Origin of the sequence: Streptomyces sp. NRRL F-5630 (assembly GCF_000719475.1) — a bacterium.
GTDB lineage: Bacteria > Actinomycetota > Actinomycetes > Streptomycetales > Streptomycetaceae > Streptomyces.
This window is the reverse complement of sequence record NZ_JOGO01000074.1, coordinates 1-18,007: the sequence shown is the minus strand read 5'-3', so window position 1 is coordinate 18,007 and position 18,007 is coordinate 1. Positions and strand designations below refer to the sequence as shown.

Below are 18,007 nucleotides of genomic sequence, written 5' to 3'. Positions count from 1 at the left end.
TGATCCGTCTCGCCGCTGGCGCCAACATCCGGAGCTGCGGATTTCATCCCGCCGTTACGTGGCGCAATGCGGCAGGGGGCGCGCGGAGGGGGCGCGCGGGGTGCGGGACAGGGGGTGTGCGGGGCCCGGCGATGAGGGGACGCGGGGCCCGGCCGGGGTGGTGCGCCGGGCTCGGCGGGCTCAGTCGGGCTTGGCGAGGGCGGGGACGAGCTTGCCCGCGTCCACCGTGCCGAGGCCGCTCGCGAGGTCGTAGCCGCGCGCCGCCCGGTAGCCGGTCGTGCCCTCCGTGGCGTTGTCGCCCGTCGTGACGTCGCGGACGCCGCCGTCCCGGCCCAGCCGGTAGAGCGCGGGGTTGACCGTGCCCAGGCCGTGGCCCGCGCGCTGCGCGGCGAGCGCGACGATGCCGCCGAAGAGGGGCGCGGCGAGGCTCGTGCCGAGCATGGGCACCCAGGCGCCGCGACCGCCGCGCGTGAACCAGACCATGGTGGACCCGGCGGCTGAGGCGGTGAGCGAGATGTCGGGGACGCCCCGCCGGGCGCCGGTCACCTTCCGTACCCCGTCCTGGTAGCGCGGCCTGCGCATGAGCACCGAGGTGCCGCCCCCGGGGGCGCCGCCCCTGTCGTTCCACACGGTGTCGGCGCAGCGGCGGTGCCCCGCCTCGTCGAGCGTGACGCGGGTGCCGCCGACGGCGGTCACGGAGGGGTCGGAGGCGGGCCAGGCGACCCCGCGCACGGGCTTCGCGCCGAGCTGGGCGGCCTGGGCCGCGCCCGGCGAGGCGCCGTCGTCCCCGCTCGCGGCGACGACGGTCGTCCCGGCGCGCGTGGCCTCGGCGAGCACGGGGCGCAGCTCGCGCGCGAGCGCGGCGACCTGCTCCGCGCTGTCGCCGCGCTCGGACATGACGAAGCTGAGCGAGAGGACGTCGGGGCGCCGCTCGCTGAGCACGGTGCGCATCGCGGTGGCGAGCGCGTCGGCGGCGCGCGCGTCGAGGACGCCGTCCGCGTCGACCTCCGGCAGGTCCACCTGGTGGTAGACGAGGTCGGCGCGCGGGGCCATGGCGTGCAGGGCCTCCATGTCGAGGGTGGCCTCGCGCGCGGTGGCGAGCATCCCGGCGTTGTCCTCGTCGAACGGGGCGGCCTTGGCGCCGTCCGGGGGCTTGTGCCGTACGACCTTCAGGTGGGGGGCCGGGAGAGCGAGCGCGCGGCTGAACTGCCGCAGGTCGGCCGCCAGACGCGGGGAGCCGACGACGCCGAGCGCGGCGACGGTCGTCCCGGCCCCGTCGTTGCCGCCGTCGTTGAGCGCCTTCGTCCCGTACAGCTTCCGCAGTTGCGTGAAGGTGTAGCAGCCGCTCCCCGTCGCCCGCACGCACGCTTCGCGGGCCTCGGCGGTGGCGGTCGCCCCCGGTTCGGGTGTGGTGGCCATCGCGGCGCGCGCCCGCCGCGCTGCCTCCGTCCCGGCGACGGTCTGGCAGCCGGTGAGGGCGAGGACGGACGCGAGGAGGGCGGCGGCGAGGCGGACGGGGGCGCGGGTGGGGGTACGGGCCGGCCGGTCGTCACGCGGACGGGCGGCGGCGCTGCGAGTCGTACGGGGCACGGGGCGGTCCTCCCAGGCGTACGGCAAACCGGCGTCCCCGTCAGGGGGCGCGCCCGCGCCCGTACCGCCCGGAGGGGGCGGCACCGGGCGGGATCGGGGTGCGCGACCACCCTCCCCCGGGTGCGGGCGTTGCGCCACCCGGGGGACTCCGGCGGGGTGAGGGGGCGTCCCCCGGGGCGCGCCCGCGACGGGCTCGCGGGCGAGGTTCTTACGAGGTGCTGACGTCCCCGCAGGTGCCGCCCCCGCGCGGTGCCGTCCGCCCTAGCGTGGGCGTATGCGTGTACTGGTCACCGGCGGTGCCGGGTTCATCGGGTCCCACGTCGTCGAAGCGCTCGCGGCGCGCGGGCACGAGCCCGTCGTCTTCGACGTGCGCGAGCACCCGGGGCACGACGTCCGCGACGCGGACGCCGTCGCGGAGGCGCTCGCGGGCGTCGACGCGGTCTGCCACCAGGCGGCCATGGTGGGGCTCGGCGACGGGGTGCGGGACGCGGCCGAGTACGCCGGGCGCAACGACCTCGGCACCGCCGTGCTCGTCGCCGCCATGGCCGGACGCGGTGTCCGCCGCCTCGTGCTCGCCGGGTCGATGGTGATCTACGGCGAGGGCCGGTACACGTGCCCGCGCCACGGGGCCGTGCGGCCGGGGCCGCGCGCGGTCGCCGCGCTCGACGCGGGCCGCTTCGAGCCGCCGTGCCCCGTGTGCGGGGCCCCGCTGGAGCCGGGGCTCGTCGCCGAGGACGCTCCCGCCGACCCGCGCAACGTGTACGCGGCGACGAAGCTCGCGCAGGAGCACCTGGCGGCGGCCTGGGCCCGCGCCACGGGCGGCGCGGCCCTCTCGCTGCGCTACCACAACGTGTACGGCCCCCGGATGCCCCGCGACACCCCGTACGCGGGCGTCGCCTCCTTCTTCCGCTCGGCCCTCGCGGCGGGCCGGGCGCCCCGCGTCTTCGAGGACGGGCGCCAGCGGCGCGACTTCGTGCACGTACGGGACGTGGCGGCGGCCAACGTGGCGGCGCTGGAGGCCGACGCGGAGGCCGGGGCGCTCACCGCGTACAACGCGGGCAGCGGGACGCCGCACACGGTGGGCGAGCTGGCCCGCGCCCTGGCCGAGGCGTGCGGGGGCCCGGAGCCGGTCGTCACGGGCGAGTACCGCCTCGGGGACGTCCGGCACATCACCGCGGACTCCTCGCGGGCGCGCGCCGGTCTGGGCTGGAAGGCGGAGACCGGCTTCGCCGAGGGGATGCGGGAGTTCGCGGCCGACGCCGCCGTCAGGTGACGGGCCACAGGTCCCACGACGCGCGGGTCCTACGGCGCACGGGTCCCACGACGCGCGGGTCCTACGACGCGCGGGTCCTACGGCGCGCGGGTCCTACGGCGCGTGCGGGAGCGTGACTTCGAAGCGGCAGCCGCCGGGGATGTTGCGCACCGAGGCGCGTCCCTGGTGCGCCTCCACGATCCCGCGCACGATGGCGAGGCCGAGGCCCGCCCCGCCCGGCGGTGTCCGCGCGTGCTCACCGCGCCAGCCCGTGTCGAAGACCCGCTCGATGTCCTGGGCGGGGATGCCGCCGCAGCCGTCCGAGACCGAGAGCACCACGCCGTCCTCGTGCCGTGCCGTGGCGACCGCGACGGTGCCGTCCGGCGGGGTGCGGCGGATGGCGTTGACGAGGAGGTTGGCGAGCACCCGGCTCATCTCCTTGCCGTCCACCACCACCGGCACCGCCTCGACCCCTTCGCCGACCAGCCGGACCCCGTGCTCGCGGGCGAGCGGGTCCACGCCCGCGAGGGCGTCGCCGACGAGGTCGTACAGCGACATGCGCGCGGGGTTCAGGGGCAGCGCGCCGGCGTGGATGCGGGAGAGCGCGAAGAGGTCGCCGACCATGCCGTCGAGCCGCTCGACCTCCGTCCTGATCCGGGTCAGGTAGCGCGCGGGGTCGGCGGCCACCCCGTCCTCCAGCGCCTCCGCCATGGCGCGCAGTCCCGCGAGCGGGGTACGCAGGTCGTGCGAGATCCAGGCGACCAGTTCGCGCCGTGACGCCTCCAGTCCGCGTTCCCTGGCCGCCGAGGCGGCGAGCTTCTCGCCGGTGACGGCCAGTTCCCTGCTGAGGGCCTCCAGTTCGGCGGCGGCGGGCACGTCCGGGGCACGGAAACCGTCCCCGTCGCCGAAGGAGCGGGTCGCGCGGGCGAGCGCGTGGCTGCTCGCGACGACCCAGCGGCCCAGGAGCAGCGCGGTGGCGAGCGAGACGACGGCCGCCATCGCCACCACCGTCGTCACGACGCTCAGGTCGTGCGGCGACAGGAACATCGCCCAGGCCACGGTGAGGGTCCCCGCGAGCATCGCGACGACGCTCACGCCGGAGACCACGGCGAGCGAGGTGACCAGCGAGCGACGGCGCAGGAGCCGCAGCACGCCCGCCCCGGCCAGCCCCGCCCCGGCGGCGCCCAGGAGGGCGTAGAGCGCGATGAGGAGCGTGTCACGCATGTCCGTCCACGCCCCCGTCGCCCTCGTCGCCCCCGTCGTCCTCGGATGCCTCGAAGCGGTAACCGACGCCCCACACCGTCCGGATCGCCTGCGGGGCGGCCGGGTCGTCCTCGATCTTCGCGCGCAGGCGGCGGATGTGGACGGTCACGGTGGACAGGTCGCCGAACTCCCAGCCCCAGACCTCGCGCATCAACTCCTCGCGGCTGTAGGCGCGTCCCGGGTGGCGCAGGAAGAAGGCCAGGAGGTCGAACTCGCGCAGCGTCAGCGACAGCGGGATGCCGTCGCGGCTCGCGAGCCGGGCTGCGGGGTCGAGGGCGAGACGGCCGACGCGCACGGGGTCCGCCACCGGGTCGGGGCGGGTGCGGCGCAGCACCGACGCGACGCGCAGGACCAGTTCGCGGGGGCTGAACGGCTTGGTGACGTAGTCGTCGGCGCCCCGCTCCAGGCCGAGGACGCGGTCGTCCTCGTCGCCGCGCGCGGTGAGCATGATGACGGGCACGGGGTTCCGCGCGCGTATCCGGCGGCAGACCTCCAGTCCGTCCATGCCGGGCAGCATCAGGTCCAGGACGACGAGGTCGGGCCGGCGCGTGTGCGCGCGGGCGAGGGCGCTCGGCCCGTCGCCCGCGTGGTCCACGGTGCAACCGGCGCGGCGCAGATAACCGGTCACCACCTCGGCCACCGTCGGGTCGTCGTCGACGACCAGGACGTGGGGCGGGGCGCCGGTGTCCGCCGCCCCGGTGCTCTCGTACGGCTGCTGCATGGCCCCAGCGTGACACCGCGCCGCCCGGGACGGTCCGTGCCCTCGTCCGCCGGGGGCCGGACGTCCGCGTTTCGTAAGACGGGGCGCCCGTTATGCCCCTTTCGCGTTCGTAGGCTGGGGACGTGACCACTCCCACGACCGTTGACATCGTCCTGCCCTGCCTCGACGAGGCCGAGGCACTTCCCTGGGTGCTCGGGCGCGTGCCTCCCGGCTGGCGCGCGATCGTCGTCGACAACGGTTCGCGCGACGGTTCCGCGCGGATCGCGGAGGAACGGGGGGCGTACGTGGTGCGGGAGCCGGTGCGCGGCTTCGGCGCCGCGTGCCACGCGGGGCTGCGGGCGGCGAGCGCCGACATCGTCTGCTTCTGCGACTGCGACGCCTCGCTCGATCCCGGGCTGCTCGTCCCCTTCGTCCGCGAGATCGTCGCCGGGGAGGCGGATCTCGTGCTCGGCAGGCGGCGGCCCACCGCACGCGGCGCCTGGCCGGCCCACGCGCGGGTGGGGAACCTGGCGCTGTCCCGGCTGCTGCGCCGCAGGACCGGGCTGCGGCTGCGCGACCTCGGCCCGCTGCGCGCCGCCCGGCGCGAGGCGCTGCTCGCGCTCGCCCTCACCGACCGGCGCAGCGGCTACCCGCTGCAGATGGTGGTCCGGGCCTCCGACGCGGGCTGGCGGGTGCGGGAGCACGACGTGCCCTACCTGCCGCGCACGGGCGCCTCGAAGGTGACGGGCACCTGGCGCGGTACGTGGCACGCGGTCCAGGACATGCGCCGGGTCCTTGCCGAGGACGTGGCGGGGGAAGGGGCCGGACGGTGACGACGCTCCTCGTGATCGCCAAGGAACCGCGCGCGGGCCGGGTCAAGACGCGGCTGACGCCGCCGTTCACCCCCGCCCAGGCCGCCGCGCTCGCCGAGGCGTCCCTCGCCGACACGCTGCACACCGTCGCCGCGGCCCCCGCGACGCGGCGCGTCCTCGTCCTCGACGGTGCCCCCGGCCCGTGGCTGCCGTCCGGCTTCGACGTCGTCCCGCAGTGCGCGGGCGGCCTGGACGAGCGGCTCGCCGCGGCGTTCGCGGCGTGCGCGGGCCCCGCGCTCCTGATCGGCATGGACACCCCGCAGGTGACCCCCGCCCTGCTGGACGTGCGCCTCGCGCCGGGCGAGGCCGTCCTCGGGCCCGCCCCCGACGGCGGCTTCTGGGCGCTCGGCCTGGCCTCCCCCGCCCCCGCCGCGCTGCTGCACGGGGTGCCCATGTCCACGGCGACGACGGGCGCCGTGCTGCGCGCGCGCCTCCTCGCCGCCGGGCTGCGCGTACGGGACCTGCCGCCGTTGCGCGATGTCGACACCGCCGCCGACGCGCACGCCGTCGCCGGGGAGGCGCCCCGCAGCCGCTTCGCGGCCCGGCTCGCCTCCTGCGCCCCGGCGGTCCCCGCGTGAGCGCCCCCGCCGCGCCCGCCGCCTGGGCCGCCTCGGACCCGTACGCCGCCGCGCTGCGCGCCGGACGGGGCCCGCTGTTCCTGCGCCGGGCCGACGGATGGCTGCTGCCACTGGAGGTGGAGCGCTGGTGCGCGGCGGCCGACCGGGCCGACCGCACGGTGCTCGACCGGTGCGAGGGGCGGGTGCTCGACGTGGGCTGCGGGCCGGGCCGCCTCGTCGCGGAACTGGCCGCGCGGGGCCGCCCGGTGCTCGGCGTCGACGTGAGCGAGGCCGCCGTCGCCCACACCGGGCGGCTCGGCGGCCGGGCGGTGTGCGGCTCCGTCTTCGAGCCGCTGCCGGGCGAGGGCCGCTGGGACACGGTCCTGCTGATGGACGGCAACATCGGCATCGGCGGCCGCCCTGCCGTGCTCCTGGAGCGGGTGGCCGAGCTGCTCGCCCCGGGCGGCCTGCTGATCGCCGAGACCGCGCCCGGGGACGTGGACGAGCGCGCCGAGGTCCAGGTGGTGGACACCCGGGGCGCCCTGACCGGCGCGCCGGGGCGTCCCTTCGCGTGGGCGCGGGTCGGCTCCCCCGCGCTCCTGCGGTACGCGGCGCGCGCGGGGCTGCGCCCGGGCGGTCAGTGGTCGGTGGACGGGCGGTGCTTCGCCCTCCTGCGCACCCGCACCACGAACAGCACCGCCGAGACGGCGAACAGGGCGGCCGTGATCAGCAGCCAGTGGGCGAGGTAGCCGTCCGTCGAACGGCCCGTCAGGGCGCGGAACCGCGCGTCCACCCGCCCGCTGATGAGCGGGAACCACACGAGGAGCAGGAGCAGGGACAGCGCGGCGGGCACGCGGACGTGACCCGCCCACGTCCGGTGTCCCGTGGCGGCGAACGGGCGGACGAGGAGCCGGTCGGCGGTGGTGTAGAGCGGGACGAGGACGAGGTCGTGGAGGAGGGCGGCGCCCACGATCCACAGCGCGACGCCGAGCCAGTCCCCGGAGAGGAGCCGCACGGCGGCGTACGCGCTCACCGCGAGCGAGCAGAGCGTGAGCAGGAGGGGCAGCGGCCGGCCGAGGGGCGGCAGCGTGGGTCGGCGCATCGTCACGGCCTTCCGAAGGTCATGCGGGTGACCCATTTCGTGTTGAGCACCCCGGGGGCGGCGGGCACGATGACCCGCGCCGGGTAGCCGTGGTCGGGCGTCAGGTCCGCCCCGTTGACCTCCAGGGCCAGCAGGGAGCGCGGGTCGGCGACCTGGTTGGCGCGCAGCCAGGCGTGCCGGAAGGTGCCGTGGACCTGGAGCGATTCCACGTACACGTCCACCGGCTCCTTCTCGCCCGCGAGCGCGGCGAGGTCGCGCAGTCGCGGCCCGCGCCAGTGCTGGTCGGACGTGGACCAGCCCTCGACGCAGGCGATGGGCAGGGCGGCACCGTACTGCGGCAGGGCCCGCACCTCGTCGCGGCGGAGCCGGAACGTACCGGCGCGGCCGGTGAGTTCGAGGCGCCAGGTGTCCTCGCGGGTGCGGGCGGTGGTGATCCCGGCGTAGGCGGCGGTCTTGTTGATCTGGAAGGCGCCGGGGCCGCTGCCGGGGTCCTCGCCGCCGTGCGGCGCGAGGAGGGCGGTGCGGCGCAGGGGCCCGCCGATGCTCTGCCCGGCCGTGGTGGCCAGGAGGAGGAGCGAGCCGCCCGCGACGGACCACAGCGCGCCGCGCCGCGAGACGGTCGGCGCGTCGGGGTGGGTGGGGACGAGGTCGTCCGCCTCACGGGCGACGGGCCCCCCGGCCGGGAGGGGCGCGGGTTCCCGGGCCGCGTGGGCCCCGGCCTCCTCGCGGGGACCCGGCCCGCCCCGCTGGGCCCCGGCCTCCCCACGGCGGCCCGGCTCCGGGTCCCGGTGGACTCCCGCCTCCCGCGTCCCGCTCGCCGCCGGTGCGCCGGTCCGCGGCTCGTCCGCCGGTGCGAGCAGCTTCCCCTGGGCGCGGGCCCGGCGCACCGTGCGGACGGCGAGGGGGACCCGCAGGGCGGCGTGCAGGAGGAACGCGGCGAAGAAGAGCCACGCCCCGTAGAAGTGCAGGGGGTAGAAGGAGCCGGGGAAGAGGTAGTCGAGCTGCACGTTCAGCACACCGGTCGTGAACTCGAACAGGCCGCCGCCGACGAGCAGGAGGATCGTGATCCGTTCGAGGGCGTGCGCGAGGGAGCGGACCGGCGGGAGCGCGAAGAGCTTCGGCACGACGGACCACAGCTTGGCGAGCAGCACCGGGATCAGGGTCACGCCGAGCGTGACATGGACCCCCTGGGTGAGCCGGTAGAGCCAGTGCGGGTCGGTCGGCCAGTCGAAGAGGTAGAAGCCGAGCAGCCCCTTGTCGGGTGTCCGGTCGTTGACGCCCCCGAGCCCCGGGTTGTACGCCGCGTACGACAGCAGGCCCGTGACGAACAGGACGGTGACGCCGAGGAGCAGGACGAGGCCCAGGACCGAGGTGAACCACGGCCCGCGCAGGGGACTGCGCCAGAAGCCGGGGGCGGAGGGCAGCAGCCGGGAGGGAACGCGCATGGCAGGACCGTAGGCCGCCGGGACCCCGCCGACAGGGCTACGACCCATGACGAAACGCTGACATCCCCCGCCGGGAGCGAGGGAAGGCGGCTCAGGCGGCCTAGCGTCGGGACGTGCACCGCAGCAGACACGATCTCCCCGCCGTCCTGGGCGCCGCCCTCCTCGTCGTGGCCGCCGCCCTGATCGGGCGCCACCTCAGGGCGGACCACGACAACCTCTTCGTGGACTGGCCGCCGCTCTACGCGCGGTGGGAGCCCCACGTGGGGCCGGGCACCCCGGCGGCGCTCCTGGTGGCCGCCGCCGTCGTCCTGTACGGGCCGCCGCTCGTGTCCCGGCTGCCGTGGCGGGCCCTGCTCCTCGCGGTGTGGGCCGCCGCGACCGCGTGGACCTTCTCGCTCGCCTGGGTCGACGGCTGGCACCGGGGCATCGCCGAGCGCCTGACCTCCCGTTACGAGTACCTGCGGGTCATCGACCGCTTCCAGGACATCCCGGCCGCGCTCAGGGACTTCACGCGGCACATCCTCCTCGGCTCCCCGCAGCACTGGCCCCCGCACACCGCCGGGCACCCTCCGGCGGCGACGGTGACCTTCGTCCTGCTCGACCGCGTGGGGCTCGGGGGCGGTGGCTGGGCGGGCATGTGGTGCATCGTCCTCGGCGCCTCGGCGGGGGCCGCCGTACTGGTCGCGGTACGGGCGCTCGCGGGCGAGGAGACGGCACGGCGCGCGGCCCTCTTCCTCGTCCTCGCGCCCGCCGCCGTGTGGGTGGGCGTCTCGGCGGACGGCTGGTTCGCCGCCGTCGCCGCCTGGGCCGTGGCCCTCCTGGCCCTCGCCGTCACGGGCCGCTCCCCCGGCTGGGCCGCCGGTTCCGGGCTGCTCTTCGGCCTCACCCTCTATCTCTCGTACGGGCTGACTCTGTTCGCCGTCATCGGCTGCGCGGTGCTCCTGCTCGGCCGCCACCAGGTGCGCCGCAAGCCGGTGCTGCTCCTGTACCTGCTCGCCGGGCTCGCGGTCGTCCCCCTCGTGTTCACGGCGCTCGGCTTCAACTGGTGGGAGGCGTACCACCTCCTGGTCGAGCGCTACTACCAGGGCGCGGGCGGCAAACGCCCCTACGGCTACTTCGTGTGGGCCAACCTGGCCTGCACCGTCCTCGTCGTGGGCCTCGCGACGGTCGCGGGCCTGCGCCGCTCCGTCGCGGAACTGGTCCGGAGCGCCAGGGAGGCCCTGCGCGCCCGCCGTGCGCGACCGGCGCCCGAGGGCGGGCCGGGGACGCCGGTGGTCCCCGGGGCGGGGACAGTGCCCCCGCCGGGCACGGGGGGCGAGGCAGCGGTCCCGGCGGGCGCGGGAGGGGAGACCGCGCCCCGGGCGGGGACAGGGGTCGGGACGGTCCCCCGGACGGACCCGGGGGTGGAGACGGTGCCCCGGGCAGGGGCGGGCGCGGGAGCCGCCCCGCACGCGCGCCTCGCGTTCCTTGTCTGCGCCGCCCTCGTGGCGCTCCTCGCGGCCGACCTGTCCGGCATGAGCAAGGCCGAGACGGAACGCATCTGGCTCCCCTTCGCCGTCTGGCTCCTCCCGGCCGCCGCCCTCCTGTCCCGGCCACGGCTCTGGCTCACGGCACAGGCGGTCCTCGCGCTGCTCCTCAACCACCTGCTGCTGACGTCCTGGTGAGGGAACGGCGAGGACCGCGCGGGAAGCCGTCCGCCTTCACGTCACTTCGCCCCGGCGCCGCCCCCGAGCACGCAGAACTCGTTGCCCTCCGGGTCCGCCATGGGCTGCCACGGCACCGCGCCCTGGCCCACGTCCACCGTGCGGGCGCCGAGGCTTTCGAGGCGGGCGATCTCGGCCCCCTGGTCGTGCCCCGGCAGCGGGAGGGCGTCGAGGTGGAGGCGGTGGCGCAGAGGGGTCGTGCCGGGTGCCTGGCGGTAGAACTCCAGGAACGGGCCCACGTTCTCGGGGGCGCGCAGACGCACGAGGTCCTCGCGGGTCTCGTGGACCTTCCAGCCCACCGCCTCGCCCCAGAAGGCCGCGAGCGCGTGCGGGTCGGCGCAGTCCACGACGACGGCGGCGACCGAGCCGGTGCCCCGGTACGACTCCCGGGGCTCCAGCACGCAGAAGACGTTGCCCTCGGGGTCCGCCATCACCGTCCACGGCACCTCGCCCTGGCCGATGTCCACCGGGGTCGCGCCGCGTGCCGTCAGGCGCGCGACGATTTCTCGCTGATGCGCGAGCGAGTGGGCGGCGAGGTCCAGGTGGACTCGGTAGTCGACGGTCTCGGGGTCCGGTACGCGCACGAGATCGAGGCACAGGGCCTCCGGGCCGGGCCACTCGAAGCCGTGGGGTTCGAGGTTGGTGACCCCGGGGCCCTCGCTGCCCGTCCGCCATCCGAGCGCCGACGCCCAGAAGCGCCCGAGCGCCACGTCGTCGCGAGCCTTGAGGTTCACCTGCACGAGTCGGAGCGCCATGCGGGGAGCCTAGAGGGCAGGGCCGCGCCGGGCCACCGCCTTTCGCCTCCGGTGCCCCTGCCGCCAGGGCCGCACCGGGCGCGGGGCCCGGGCCACCGGTGTCCTCAGCTCTCCCCGAACATCCGCACCCGCTCCCGCAGCACGACCACCCTCGGTTCCCCGCTTCCCAACGCCTCCGCCAGGTCCGTGCCCAGGTTCGCGGCCGTCGTGGCCACCGCGTGGACGCCGAAGGACTCGGCCAGGGCGACGAAGTCCGGGCGGGACAGTTCCGTGCCGACCGCTTCGCCGTACGCGCCGGTCAGGTACTCGCGCAGGATGCCGTAGCCGCCGTCGTCCACCACGAGCCAGGTGACCGGGAGGCCGTGCTGGCGGGCGGTCGCCAGTTCGGCCAGGGAGTACATCGCGCCGCCGTCGCCCGAGACCGCGAGGACCGGGCGGGCCGGGTCGGCGACCGCCGCGCCCAGCGCGGCGGGGAAGGCGAGGCCGAGGCCGCCCGCGCCCTGGGCCGTGTGCATCGTGCCGGGGCGGCGGGGGTCGAAGCCCGCCCAGGCCCAGTAGCCGAGGATCGTCATGTCCCAGAAGCTGGGGGAATCGTCGGGGAGCGCGGCACGGATCGTGGTGAGCAGCCCGCGTTCCAGGGCCAGGTCCTGCGCGTCCAGCCGGGCCCGGATCTTCCGCAGCAGCTCCGCCACGCGGGTGCGCGCCCCGGGGTCCTCGCGGGGCTGGGCCGTCTCCAGGAGGGCCTGGAGGGCCAGGCGGGCGTCCGCGTGGATGCCGAGGGCGCGGTGGTTGGCCTCCAGCTTCCCGAGGTCGGCCTCGATCTGCACGATCCGGCCGCGCGGCGCCAACGAGTGGTAGTGCGAGGAGAGTTCACCGAGGCCCGAGCCGACGACCAGCAGCACGTCCGCGTCCGCGAGGAACTCCGTCGTGTGGCGGTCCTCCATCCAGGACTGGCCGGACAGGGGGTGCTCCCAGGGGAAGGCGCCCTTGCCGCCGTACGTCGTCACCACCGGCAGGTCCAGCCGTTCGGCGAGCGCCAGGAGTTTGCCCGCCGCGTCGGCCCTCACGACCCCGCCGCCCGCGAGCACGACGGGGCGCTCGGCGTGCGCGAGCCAGTCGGCGGCGAGCGCGGTCAGCTCGGGACGCGGCACGAGGGGCTCGGGCAGCGCGTCGGGGGCGTTGACCTCGGGGAGCAGGGTCTCGGCGGCGAGGACGTCCTGCGGGATCTCGACCCACACCGGGCCGTGCGGGGCGCTCAGCGCGGACTCCCACGCGGCGGCGATCGCCGAGGGGATCTGCGAGGCGGCGCGCACGACGTGCACGGACTTCACGAGGTCCCGCACCGACGCCTGCTGGTCGCGCAGTTCGTGCAGGTAGCCGTGGCGCCCGCCGCCCAGCCCGGCGGCCGGGACCTGCGAGCAGATCGCGAGGACGGGCGAGCTGGAGGCGGCCGCCTCCTGGAGGGCGGAGAGCGAGGTGAGCGCGCCGGGGCCCGTCGAGAGCAGGAGCGGCGCCGCCTCACCCGTGATCCGCCCGTAGCCGTCCGCCGCGAAGGCCGCGTTGTTCTCGACGCGCAGCCCGACGTAGGCGAGCGAGGAGCGGCGCACCGCGTCGAAGAGCGCGAGCGCGTGCTGCCCGGGGAGCCCGAAAACGGTCGTCGCGCCGAGTCCGTGCAGGGTCTCCACGACGAGGTCCCCGCCGGTCCGCCCGGCGGGCGGGTCGAGCGCCGCGCGCGTCTGGGCCTCGGTGGGGCGCAGGACGAGGTCGTGGTCGTGGCTCAACGCGGGGTCCTTCCGGAGTGCTGCGGTACGGGGGCGACGGCACGGGGAGAGGGCGGTGCGGGGCGGGCGGCTCCGTGCCCGTACCGTCGCCGCGGCTCAGTCCGCGTCTCGTGCGGCGGCGATGTGGCGGCTCATGAGGGTGGTGAGTTCGTAGGCGGTGTGGGAGGCGGCGACGGCGGTGATCTCGGCGTGGTCGTAGGCGGGGGCGACCTCGACCAGGTCGGCGGAGACGAGGTGGCAGCCGGCGAGGCCGCGGAGGATCTCCAGGAGTTCGCGGGAGGTGAGTCCGCCCGCTTCGGGGGTGCCGGTGCCGGGGGCGTGGGCGGGGTCGAGGACGTCGATGTCGACGGAGACGTAGAGGGGGCGGTCGCCGATGCGCTGGCGGAGCTGGTCGGTGATCTCGTCGGTGCCGCGGCGCATGACGTCGGCCGCGGTGACGATGCCGAAGCCCATCTTGGCGTCGTCGGTCAGGTCCTGCTTGCCGTAGAGGGGGCCGCGGGTGCCGACGTGGGAGAGGGCGGAGGTGTCGAGGATGCCTTCCTCGACGGCGCGGCGGAAGGGGGTGCCGTGGGTGTAGGCGGCGCCGAAGTAGGTGTCCCAGGTGTCGAGGTGCGCGTCGAAGTGGAGGAGGGCGACGGGGCCGTGGCGCTCGGCGACGGCGCGCAGGAGGGGGAGGGCGACGGTGTGGTCGCCGCCGAGGGTCATCAGGCGGGCGCCGGTGTCCAGGAGGCGGCCGGCCTCGTGCTGGACGGTCTCGACGGCCTCGTCGATGTCGAAGGGGTTGACGGCTATGTCACCGGCGTCGGCGACCTGGGCGAGGGCGAAGGGCGAGGCGTCCTGGGCGGGGTTGTAGGGGCGCAGGAGGCGGGACGCCTCGCGGATCGCGTTGCCCCCGAAGCGGGCGCCGGGGCGGTAGGAGACACCGGAGTCGAAGGGGACACCCACGACGGCGACCTCGGTGCGGGCGACCTCGTCCACGCGCGGCAGACGCGCGAACGTCGCGGGGCCCGCGTACCGCGGGACGCGCGAGGAGTCGACAGGGCCGCGGGGAGCGTCGGCGGGCGGCCGGATGCGGTCGTTCATGGATGCCTCTTCGCTGGTCAGGTGACCGCCCCGCGTCATCGGGGGGCGTGCCATCGACTGTAACGGGGGCGTACGGAGCCGCTCCGCCCCGGTGGCCGCGAGGGCCCGGCGCGGCGAAGGGCCCCGCCTCGGCGCGAGGCGGGGCCCTTCGCGGCAGGGGGCGGCCGTGCCCGTGCGCGGGAGGGTTCAGCGCCAGGTGTGCTCCGGCGTGAAGCCGAGGACGTCCCGCATCCGCCGCGTGGCGAAGAAGGTGTCGTGCCCGCCGAACTCCCCGCGGATCTCCGCCTCGGGGTGGTACGCCGCGAGCAGGTCGCGGCTCGGCTCCAGGGCCTCGGTGTCGGGCGCCGCGACGTTGACGACGTGATGCCCCGTGAGCGGCGCGGTGAGGGCCGCGCGCACGGCGGCCGCCGCGTCCTCGGTGTGGAGCCAGCCCCACAGCTCGCGCCGCGCCGAGCCCGGGTCCCGGTGGGTGCCCGCGAGGCGCTTCGCCAGGCGCTCGCCCATGCCGACGAAAGGGAAGCGGAGCATCACGGTCGCGGTGCCGAAGCGGCGCGTCGTGAAGGCGGCGGCCTCCTCGGACATGACCTTGGAGAGGCCGTAGGAGTCGACCGTGAGGTTGGGGTGCTCCTCGTCGACCGGGACGTACGCCGGGTGCAGTTCGCGGTCCGCCCAGGCGAGCCCGAGCGCCGAGAGGCTGGAGGCGGCGACGACGCGGCCGACGCCGCGCCGCCCGGCCTCCTGGAGGACGAGGTACGCGGCGAGGACGTTGCCGCGCAGCGTCTCGTCCTCGGGGACGATGCCGGGGGCCGGGTACGCGGCGAGGTGGACGACACCGGCGACGCCCTCCTCACCGGCCGTCGCTCCGAGCGTGTCGTAGACCCCGCTCATCGTCTCCGCGTCGGCGAGGTTCCCCGCGACGAAGGCCGCGCAGCCGGTCTCCCCCTCGGGGGCGCGCAGATCGGCGCCGACGACGCGGTACCCGTGGGCGAGCAGGTCGGCGACGACGACGCGGCCGATGTCCCCGATGGCGCCGGTCACCAGCACCGTGCGGCCGTGCGGGGCCTCGTGTTCTTCGGTCACCTTGGTACTCCTGAGTGCGGTGTGCTCTGTGCCGGGGGCCTCCGCCGACCGGCCGCCGTGGGGGGCGCCCCTTCACGGGTATCACCATGCTCAGTGCCGCCGCCATGGGCGAGTCGCACCCCCGGCGGTCGTGGCGCGGGGTCCGGGGCGTGGTCGCGGGGAGACGCTGACCGGCCGGGGTGGTGCGCGGCTCAGGCAGCGCCCGGCGCGAGGTTGGCGTCACGAGCCGGTGCCGCCGTCCCGTGGCGTACCACCACCCCCGCGCCGGTCAGCGGAATCCCGCTCGAAGCCGCTGACAGCCGGGCGCGAGAGGCGGCAGATCAAGACGCTGGACACGAACCCTTCCCCCTCGGACGCACAAGCGCGGAGCCGTGCCCCGGCCAACGGGCGGCGGTCACGGCAGAATGGGCCCCATGCCCATACCGAGCCGCGCCGCCCTGCGCCAGCACCTCATAGAGACCCGTATCACCGGGGACGTCGCCACCCCGCGCGAGAACAACCTCGCCCACTACCGCCACCTCGCCAACGGCAAGCGCAACTGGTGGCTGGGCCTGGAGCTGGGCGACCGCTGGACCGACGAGCAGGACGTCCTCGCCGTGATGGCGGAGCGCTGCGGCGTGAACGACGACCCCGGCCACCGCCAGGGCCAGGACACGATCGACCCCGATCTGACCCTCGCGGGCCTGGACCGCATGGCGGCCCGCCTGCGCGAGGCGGCCGACGCCGGCGAACGCGTCCTCGTCGCGACCGGGCACCCCGGCGCCCTCCTGGACCTGCACCGCCGTACCGCGCAGGCGCTGCGCGAGGCGGGCTGCGACATCGTCCGCATCCCGGGCGGCCTGCGCGCCGACGACGGCTTCGTCGTGCAGTTCGCGGACGTCGCCGTCTACGAGGCCGGGGCGAGCCTGTGGCACACCCACTCCCCCGCCCCGATGGACGCGATCCTCGACGGCCTGGAGCGCGGGGGCGAGCCGCTCCCCGGCCTCGTCGTCGCCGACCACGGCTGGGCGGGCCGCGCCGGCCAGCGCGGGATCGACTCCATCGGCTACGCGGACTGCAACGACCCGGCCCTCTTCATCGGCGAGCTGGAAGGCACGATGCGGGTCACGGTCCCGCTCGACGACCACGTGACCGACCCGCGCTTCTACGAGCCGATGACGGCGTACCTCCTGCACACGGCGGGACTGCCGGGGGCGGACCGGGGGTTCTGAGGCCCCGGGGAGGGTGCGCCGGGGTGGGGCAGGGCGGGGCGGGGCGGGGCGGGGGTGCCCCGAGCCGCCGGGGTACGCGGGGCCCAGCAGGCCGAAGGGGGCGCCCGTACCGGGCTCGTCCGGCCTCCGCACCCGGTCCGCCGAGCCCCCGCGCCGGACCACCGCCGGGCCCCCGAGCCGCCCCGCTAACCGCCCCGCTCCTCGTCCCGTCAGGCCCCCGGCCGCTCGGCCCGTACCCGCTCGCGGCGTCGTTCCCGGCGTCCGCGCCACCACGTGACTGGTCAGAGCACGTTGACCCCGCCCCGCACCGTGAGGTTGACCCCGCCCAGCACCGTGAGCACGAGCAGCACGTCCGTGAGCCGCGCGGGGCCGCCGCCCCGGCCAGCTCGCGTACCGCGCCGGCGCGTGCGGTCGGCGGGGAGGGCAATGGGCCCCAGCACGGAGACCTCCCTCGCGGCGCGCGTGCCCGGCGACGTCCGCGCGTGCCCGGCGACGTCAGGGGCACGGGGGCCGCCGGGCACGAGAGGAGGGACAGGAACCCCACGGATCGCCAAGCGGTCGCCCCGCCGCCGAACGGTCACAAACCGGCGCGCAGAATTCCCTCGACCCCGCCGAGGAACGTCTCCCCCACCCGCTCCGGTTCGCCGAGACAGCCCGCCGTCATGGCCCCGTCGCGCAACATCACAAGATGCCGCCCCGCCTCATCGGCCGGCAGACAACCCGCCTTCGCCAGCAGCTCCGTGACCGTGTCCAGGAACCACTTCCGGTGGGCCAGCACAGCCTGGTGAATGGGATGAGCGGGATCCGGGTACTCAGCGACCGCGTTGAGGAACGCACACCCCCGGAAGCCCGGCGACCGGATACCCTCCACGATCGACCTGGCAATCGCCCGCACCTGTCCGACCGGCGTATCCGCCCCGGCCCGCGCCCCCGCCACCTGCGCCCTGATCCCGCTGTCCGCCCCGGCGAGATACGCGAGAACGAGCTCCTCCTTGCCGGAGAAGTGCCGGTAGAGCGTCGCCCGGGTCACCTGGGCCTCAGCGGTGATCCGGTCGACACCAACGGAGTGAATGCCCTCCGCGTAGAAGATCCCGGTCGCCGTGTCGAGCAGCCGCGCCCGCGCCTCCGACGTACCACCCGAGGCGCCGCCGCCTCCCGTAACACCTGTAGCCCGACTCATGTGGGCGAGCGTACCAAAAGGGTGAGGGAGAACGTTCGGTCTTGACAGGAGCGGGCTCTGGGCCTTGGATGAGCATGAGACCGAACGTTCTCCCTCACGCCGAAAGTAGCGAGACCGAACGTTCCCCCCTACTTGCTCCAGCCGCGACTGGAGCCCGCACCCGCACCCGCACGCCAGGCCGAGACCCCCACGACGCACCACCCAAGCGGACCGAACGTTCTCCCTCACACCTCACAAGCTCGCCTAACCCGAACCCGAACCCTTCCCGACAACCTCCGCCAGGAAGGCCGAACACCTCTACCCCTAGCACCCGAGTAGACCGAACGTTCTCCCTCACCGCACCGGTTCACGCTCGCACCGCCCCACCAGCCCACCACCCGAAAGGCACAGCCATGAGCACCCCCGCCACCACCCCCACCGCCCACACCACCCC

17 protein-coding genes are annotated in these 18,007 nt (G+C 76.1%); 6 read left to right on the top strand and 11 right to left on the bottom strand.

Annotated features, from left to right (window positions below):
• Positions 1 to 180: 180 nt before the first annotated feature.
• Positions 181 to 1,590 carry a S53 family peptidase gene (locus IF99_RS0125400; RefSeq protein WP_030999732.1) on the bottom strand — a complete coding sequence of 470 codons (1,410 nt, stop codon included), beginning with the start codon at positions 1,588 to 1,590 and terminating at the stop codon, positions 181 to 183.
• A 274-nt stretch (positions 1,591 to 1,864) separates the two neighbouring features.
• On the opposite strand from IF99_RS0125400, the gene IF99_RS0125395 reads away from it, so the two are divergent.
• Positions 1,865 to 2,863, top strand: coding sequence for an NAD-dependent epimerase/dehydratase family protein (locus IF99_RS0125395; protein ID WP_030999731.1), 999 nt, complete (start codon positions 1,865 to 1,867; stop codon positions 2,861 to 2,863).
• Positions 2,864 to 2,956: 93 nt separating this feature from the next.
• Here the strand turns inward: IF99_RS0125395 and IF99_RS0125390 are convergent, their stop codons facing one another.
• Both IF99_RS0125390 and IF99_RS0125385 read right to left on the bottom strand, forming a co-directional pair.
• Positions 2,957 to 4,066 (bottom strand): sensor histidine kinase, encoded by a 1,110-nt coding sequence (locus tag IF99_RS0125390; protein WP_030999729.1) that lies wholly within the window; start codon positions 4,064 to 4,066, stop codon positions 2,957 to 2,959.
• A complete protein-coding gene (locus tag IF99_RS0125385) occupies positions 4,059 to 4,826 on the bottom strand; it encodes a response regulator transcription factor (protein WP_030999720.1) in 768 nt (255 codons plus the stop codon). The genes IF99_RS0125390 and IF99_RS0125385 overlap by 8 nt, the downstream gene beginning before the upstream one ends.
• Positions 4,827 to 4,948: 122 nt before the next feature.
• Between IF99_RS0125385 and IF99_RS0125380 the strand changes: the two genes are divergently transcribed.
• Genes IF99_RS0125380 through IF99_RS0125370 form a run of 3 tightly spaced genes read left to right on the top strand, consistent with a single transcriptional unit; the run spans position 4,949 to position 6,983 of the window.
• On the top strand, positions 4,949 to 5,638 hold the full coding sequence (locus tag IF99_RS0125380; RefSeq protein ID WP_030999718.1) for a glycosyltransferase family 2 protein: 690 nt from the start codon (positions 4,949 to 4,951) through the stop codon (positions 5,636 to 5,638).
• Positions 5,635 to 6,255: a TIGR04282 family arsenosugar biosynthesis glycosyltransferase gene (locus tag IF99_RS0125375; RefSeq protein WP_030999716.1), complete on the top strand. Its 621-nt coding sequence runs from the start codon at positions 5,635 to 5,637 to the stop codon at positions 6,253 to 6,255. The genes IF99_RS0125380 and IF99_RS0125375 overlap by 4 nt, the downstream gene beginning before the upstream one ends.
• Positions 6,252 to 6,983, top strand: a complete 732-nt coding sequence (locus IF99_RS0125370) for a class I SAM-dependent methyltransferase (RefSeq protein WP_037827580.1) — start codon at positions 6,252 to 6,254, stop codon at positions 6,981 to 6,983. Before IF99_RS0125375 ends, IF99_RS0125370 begins: the two co-directional genes overlap by 4 nt.
• Here the strand turns inward: IF99_RS0125370 and IF99_RS31160 are convergent.
• Entirely contained in the window at positions 6,872 to 7,336 is a 465-nt protein-coding gene (locus IF99_RS31160) for a hypothetical protein (protein ID WP_037827579.1), read from the bottom strand. The two genes, IF99_RS0125370 and IF99_RS31160, sit on opposite strands and share 112 nt — an antisense overlap.
• Before the next feature lie 2 nt (positions 7,337 to 7,338).
• Entirely contained in the window at positions 7,339 to 8,781 is a 1,443-nt protein-coding gene (locus IF99_RS0125365) for a molybdopterin-dependent oxidoreductase (protein ID WP_030999714.1), read from the bottom strand.
• A gap of 113 nt (positions 8,782 to 8,894) precedes the next feature.
• On the opposite strand from IF99_RS0125365, the gene IF99_RS0125360 reads away from it, so the two are divergent.
• On the top strand, positions 8,895 to 10,445 hold the full coding sequence (locus tag IF99_RS0125360) for a hypothetical protein (protein ID WP_030999712.1): 1,551 nt from the start codon (positions 8,895 to 8,897) through the stop codon (positions 10,443 to 10,445).
• 41 nt (positions 10,446 to 10,486) lie between these two features.
• Here IF99_RS0125360 and IF99_RS0125355 read toward each other — a convergent pair whose 3' ends face one another.
• The 4 genes from IF99_RS0125355 to IF99_RS0125340 all read right to left on the bottom strand — a co-directional run bounded on the left by IF99_RS0125355 (position 10,487) and on the right by IF99_RS0125340 (position 15,183).
• Positions 10,487 to 11,239, bottom strand: a complete 753-nt coding sequence (locus IF99_RS0125355; protein WP_030999710.1) for a VOC family protein — start codon at positions 11,237 to 11,239, stop codon at positions 10,487 to 10,489.
• Positions 11,240 to 11,343: 104 nt separating this feature from the next.
• Positions 11,344 to 13,020, bottom strand: a complete 1,677-nt coding sequence (locus IF99_RS0125350; RefSeq protein ID WP_030999708.1) for a thiamine pyrophosphate-binding protein — start codon at positions 13,018 to 13,020, stop codon at positions 11,344 to 11,346.
• A gap of 96 nt (positions 13,021 to 13,116) precedes the next feature.
• Positions 13,117 to 14,103 (bottom strand): agmatinase, encoded by a 987-nt coding sequence (gene speB / locus IF99_RS0125345; RefSeq protein WP_030999706.1) that lies wholly within the window; start codon positions 14,101 to 14,103, stop codon positions 13,117 to 13,119.
• Positions 14,104 to 14,289: 186 nt separating this feature from the next.
• Complete coding sequence (locus IF99_RS0125340) at positions 14,290 to 15,183, bottom strand: NAD-dependent epimerase/dehydratase family protein (protein WP_030999704.1); 894 nt, start codon at positions 15,181 to 15,183, stop codon at positions 14,290 to 14,292.
• A gap of 413 nt (positions 15,184 to 15,596) precedes the next feature.
• Between IF99_RS0125340 and IF99_RS0125335 the strand changes: the two genes are divergently transcribed.
• A complete protein-coding gene (locus tag IF99_RS0125335) occupies positions 15,597 to 16,394 on the top strand; it encodes a phosphatase (RefSeq protein WP_030999702.1) in 798 nt (265 codons plus the stop codon).
• Between the two features lie 281 nt (positions 16,395 to 16,675).
• Here IF99_RS0125335 and IF99_RS34485 read toward each other — a convergent pair whose 3' ends face one another.
• Together IF99_RS34485 and IF99_RS0125325 are read right to left on the bottom strand one after the other, a co-directional pair.
• Complete coding sequence (locus tag IF99_RS34485; RefSeq protein ID WP_199806561.1) at positions 16,676 to 16,834, bottom strand: hypothetical protein; 159 nt, start codon at positions 16,832 to 16,834, stop codon at positions 16,676 to 16,678.
• Between the two features lie 137 nt (positions 16,835 to 16,971).
• On the bottom strand, positions 16,972 to 17,574 hold the full coding sequence (locus tag IF99_RS0125325; protein ID WP_030999700.1) for a TetR/AcrR family transcriptional regulator: 603 nt from the start codon (positions 17,572 to 17,574) through the stop codon (positions 16,972 to 16,974).
• Positions 17,575 to 18,007 lie beyond the last annotated feature (433 nt).

Bases quoted from the DNA above. Each gene is read 5' to 3' on its own strand.
- IF99_RS0125355 (WP_030999710.1), bottom strand. From the start codon at position 11,239: ATGGCGCTCCGACTCGTGCAGGTGAACCTCAAGGCTCGCGACGACGTG.
- IF99_RS31160 (WP_037827579.1), bottom strand. From the start codon at position 7,336: ATGCGCCGACCCACGCTGCCGCCCCTCGGCCGGCCGCTGCCCCTCCTG.
- speB (WP_030999706.1), bottom strand. From the start codon at position 14,103: ATGAACGACCGCATCCGGCCGCCCGCCGACGCTCCCCGCGGCCCTGTC.
- IF99_RS0125385 (WP_030999720.1), bottom strand. From the start codon at position 4,826: ATGCAGCAGCCGTACGAGAGCACCGGGGCGGCGGACACCGGCGCCCCG.
- IF99_RS0125390 (WP_030999729.1), bottom strand. From the start codon at position 4,066: ATGCGTGACACGCTCCTCATCGCGCTCTACGCCCTCCTGGGCGCCGCC.
- IF99_RS0125335 (WP_030999702.1), top strand. From the start codon at position 15,597: ATGCCCATACCGAGCCGCGCCGCCCTGCGCCAGCACCTCATAGAGACC.
- IF99_RS0125325 (WP_030999700.1), bottom strand. From the start codon at position 17,574: ATGAGTCGGGCTACAGGTGTTACGGGAGGCGGCGGCGCCTCGGGTGGT.
- IF99_RS0125395 (WP_030999731.1), top strand. From the start codon at position 1,865: ATGCGTGTACTGGTCACCGGCGGTGCCGGGTTCATCGGGTCCCACGTC.
- IF99_RS0125365 (WP_030999714.1), bottom strand. From the start codon at position 8,781: ATGCGCGTTCCCTCCCGGCTGCTGCCCTCCGCCCCCGGCTTCTGGCGC.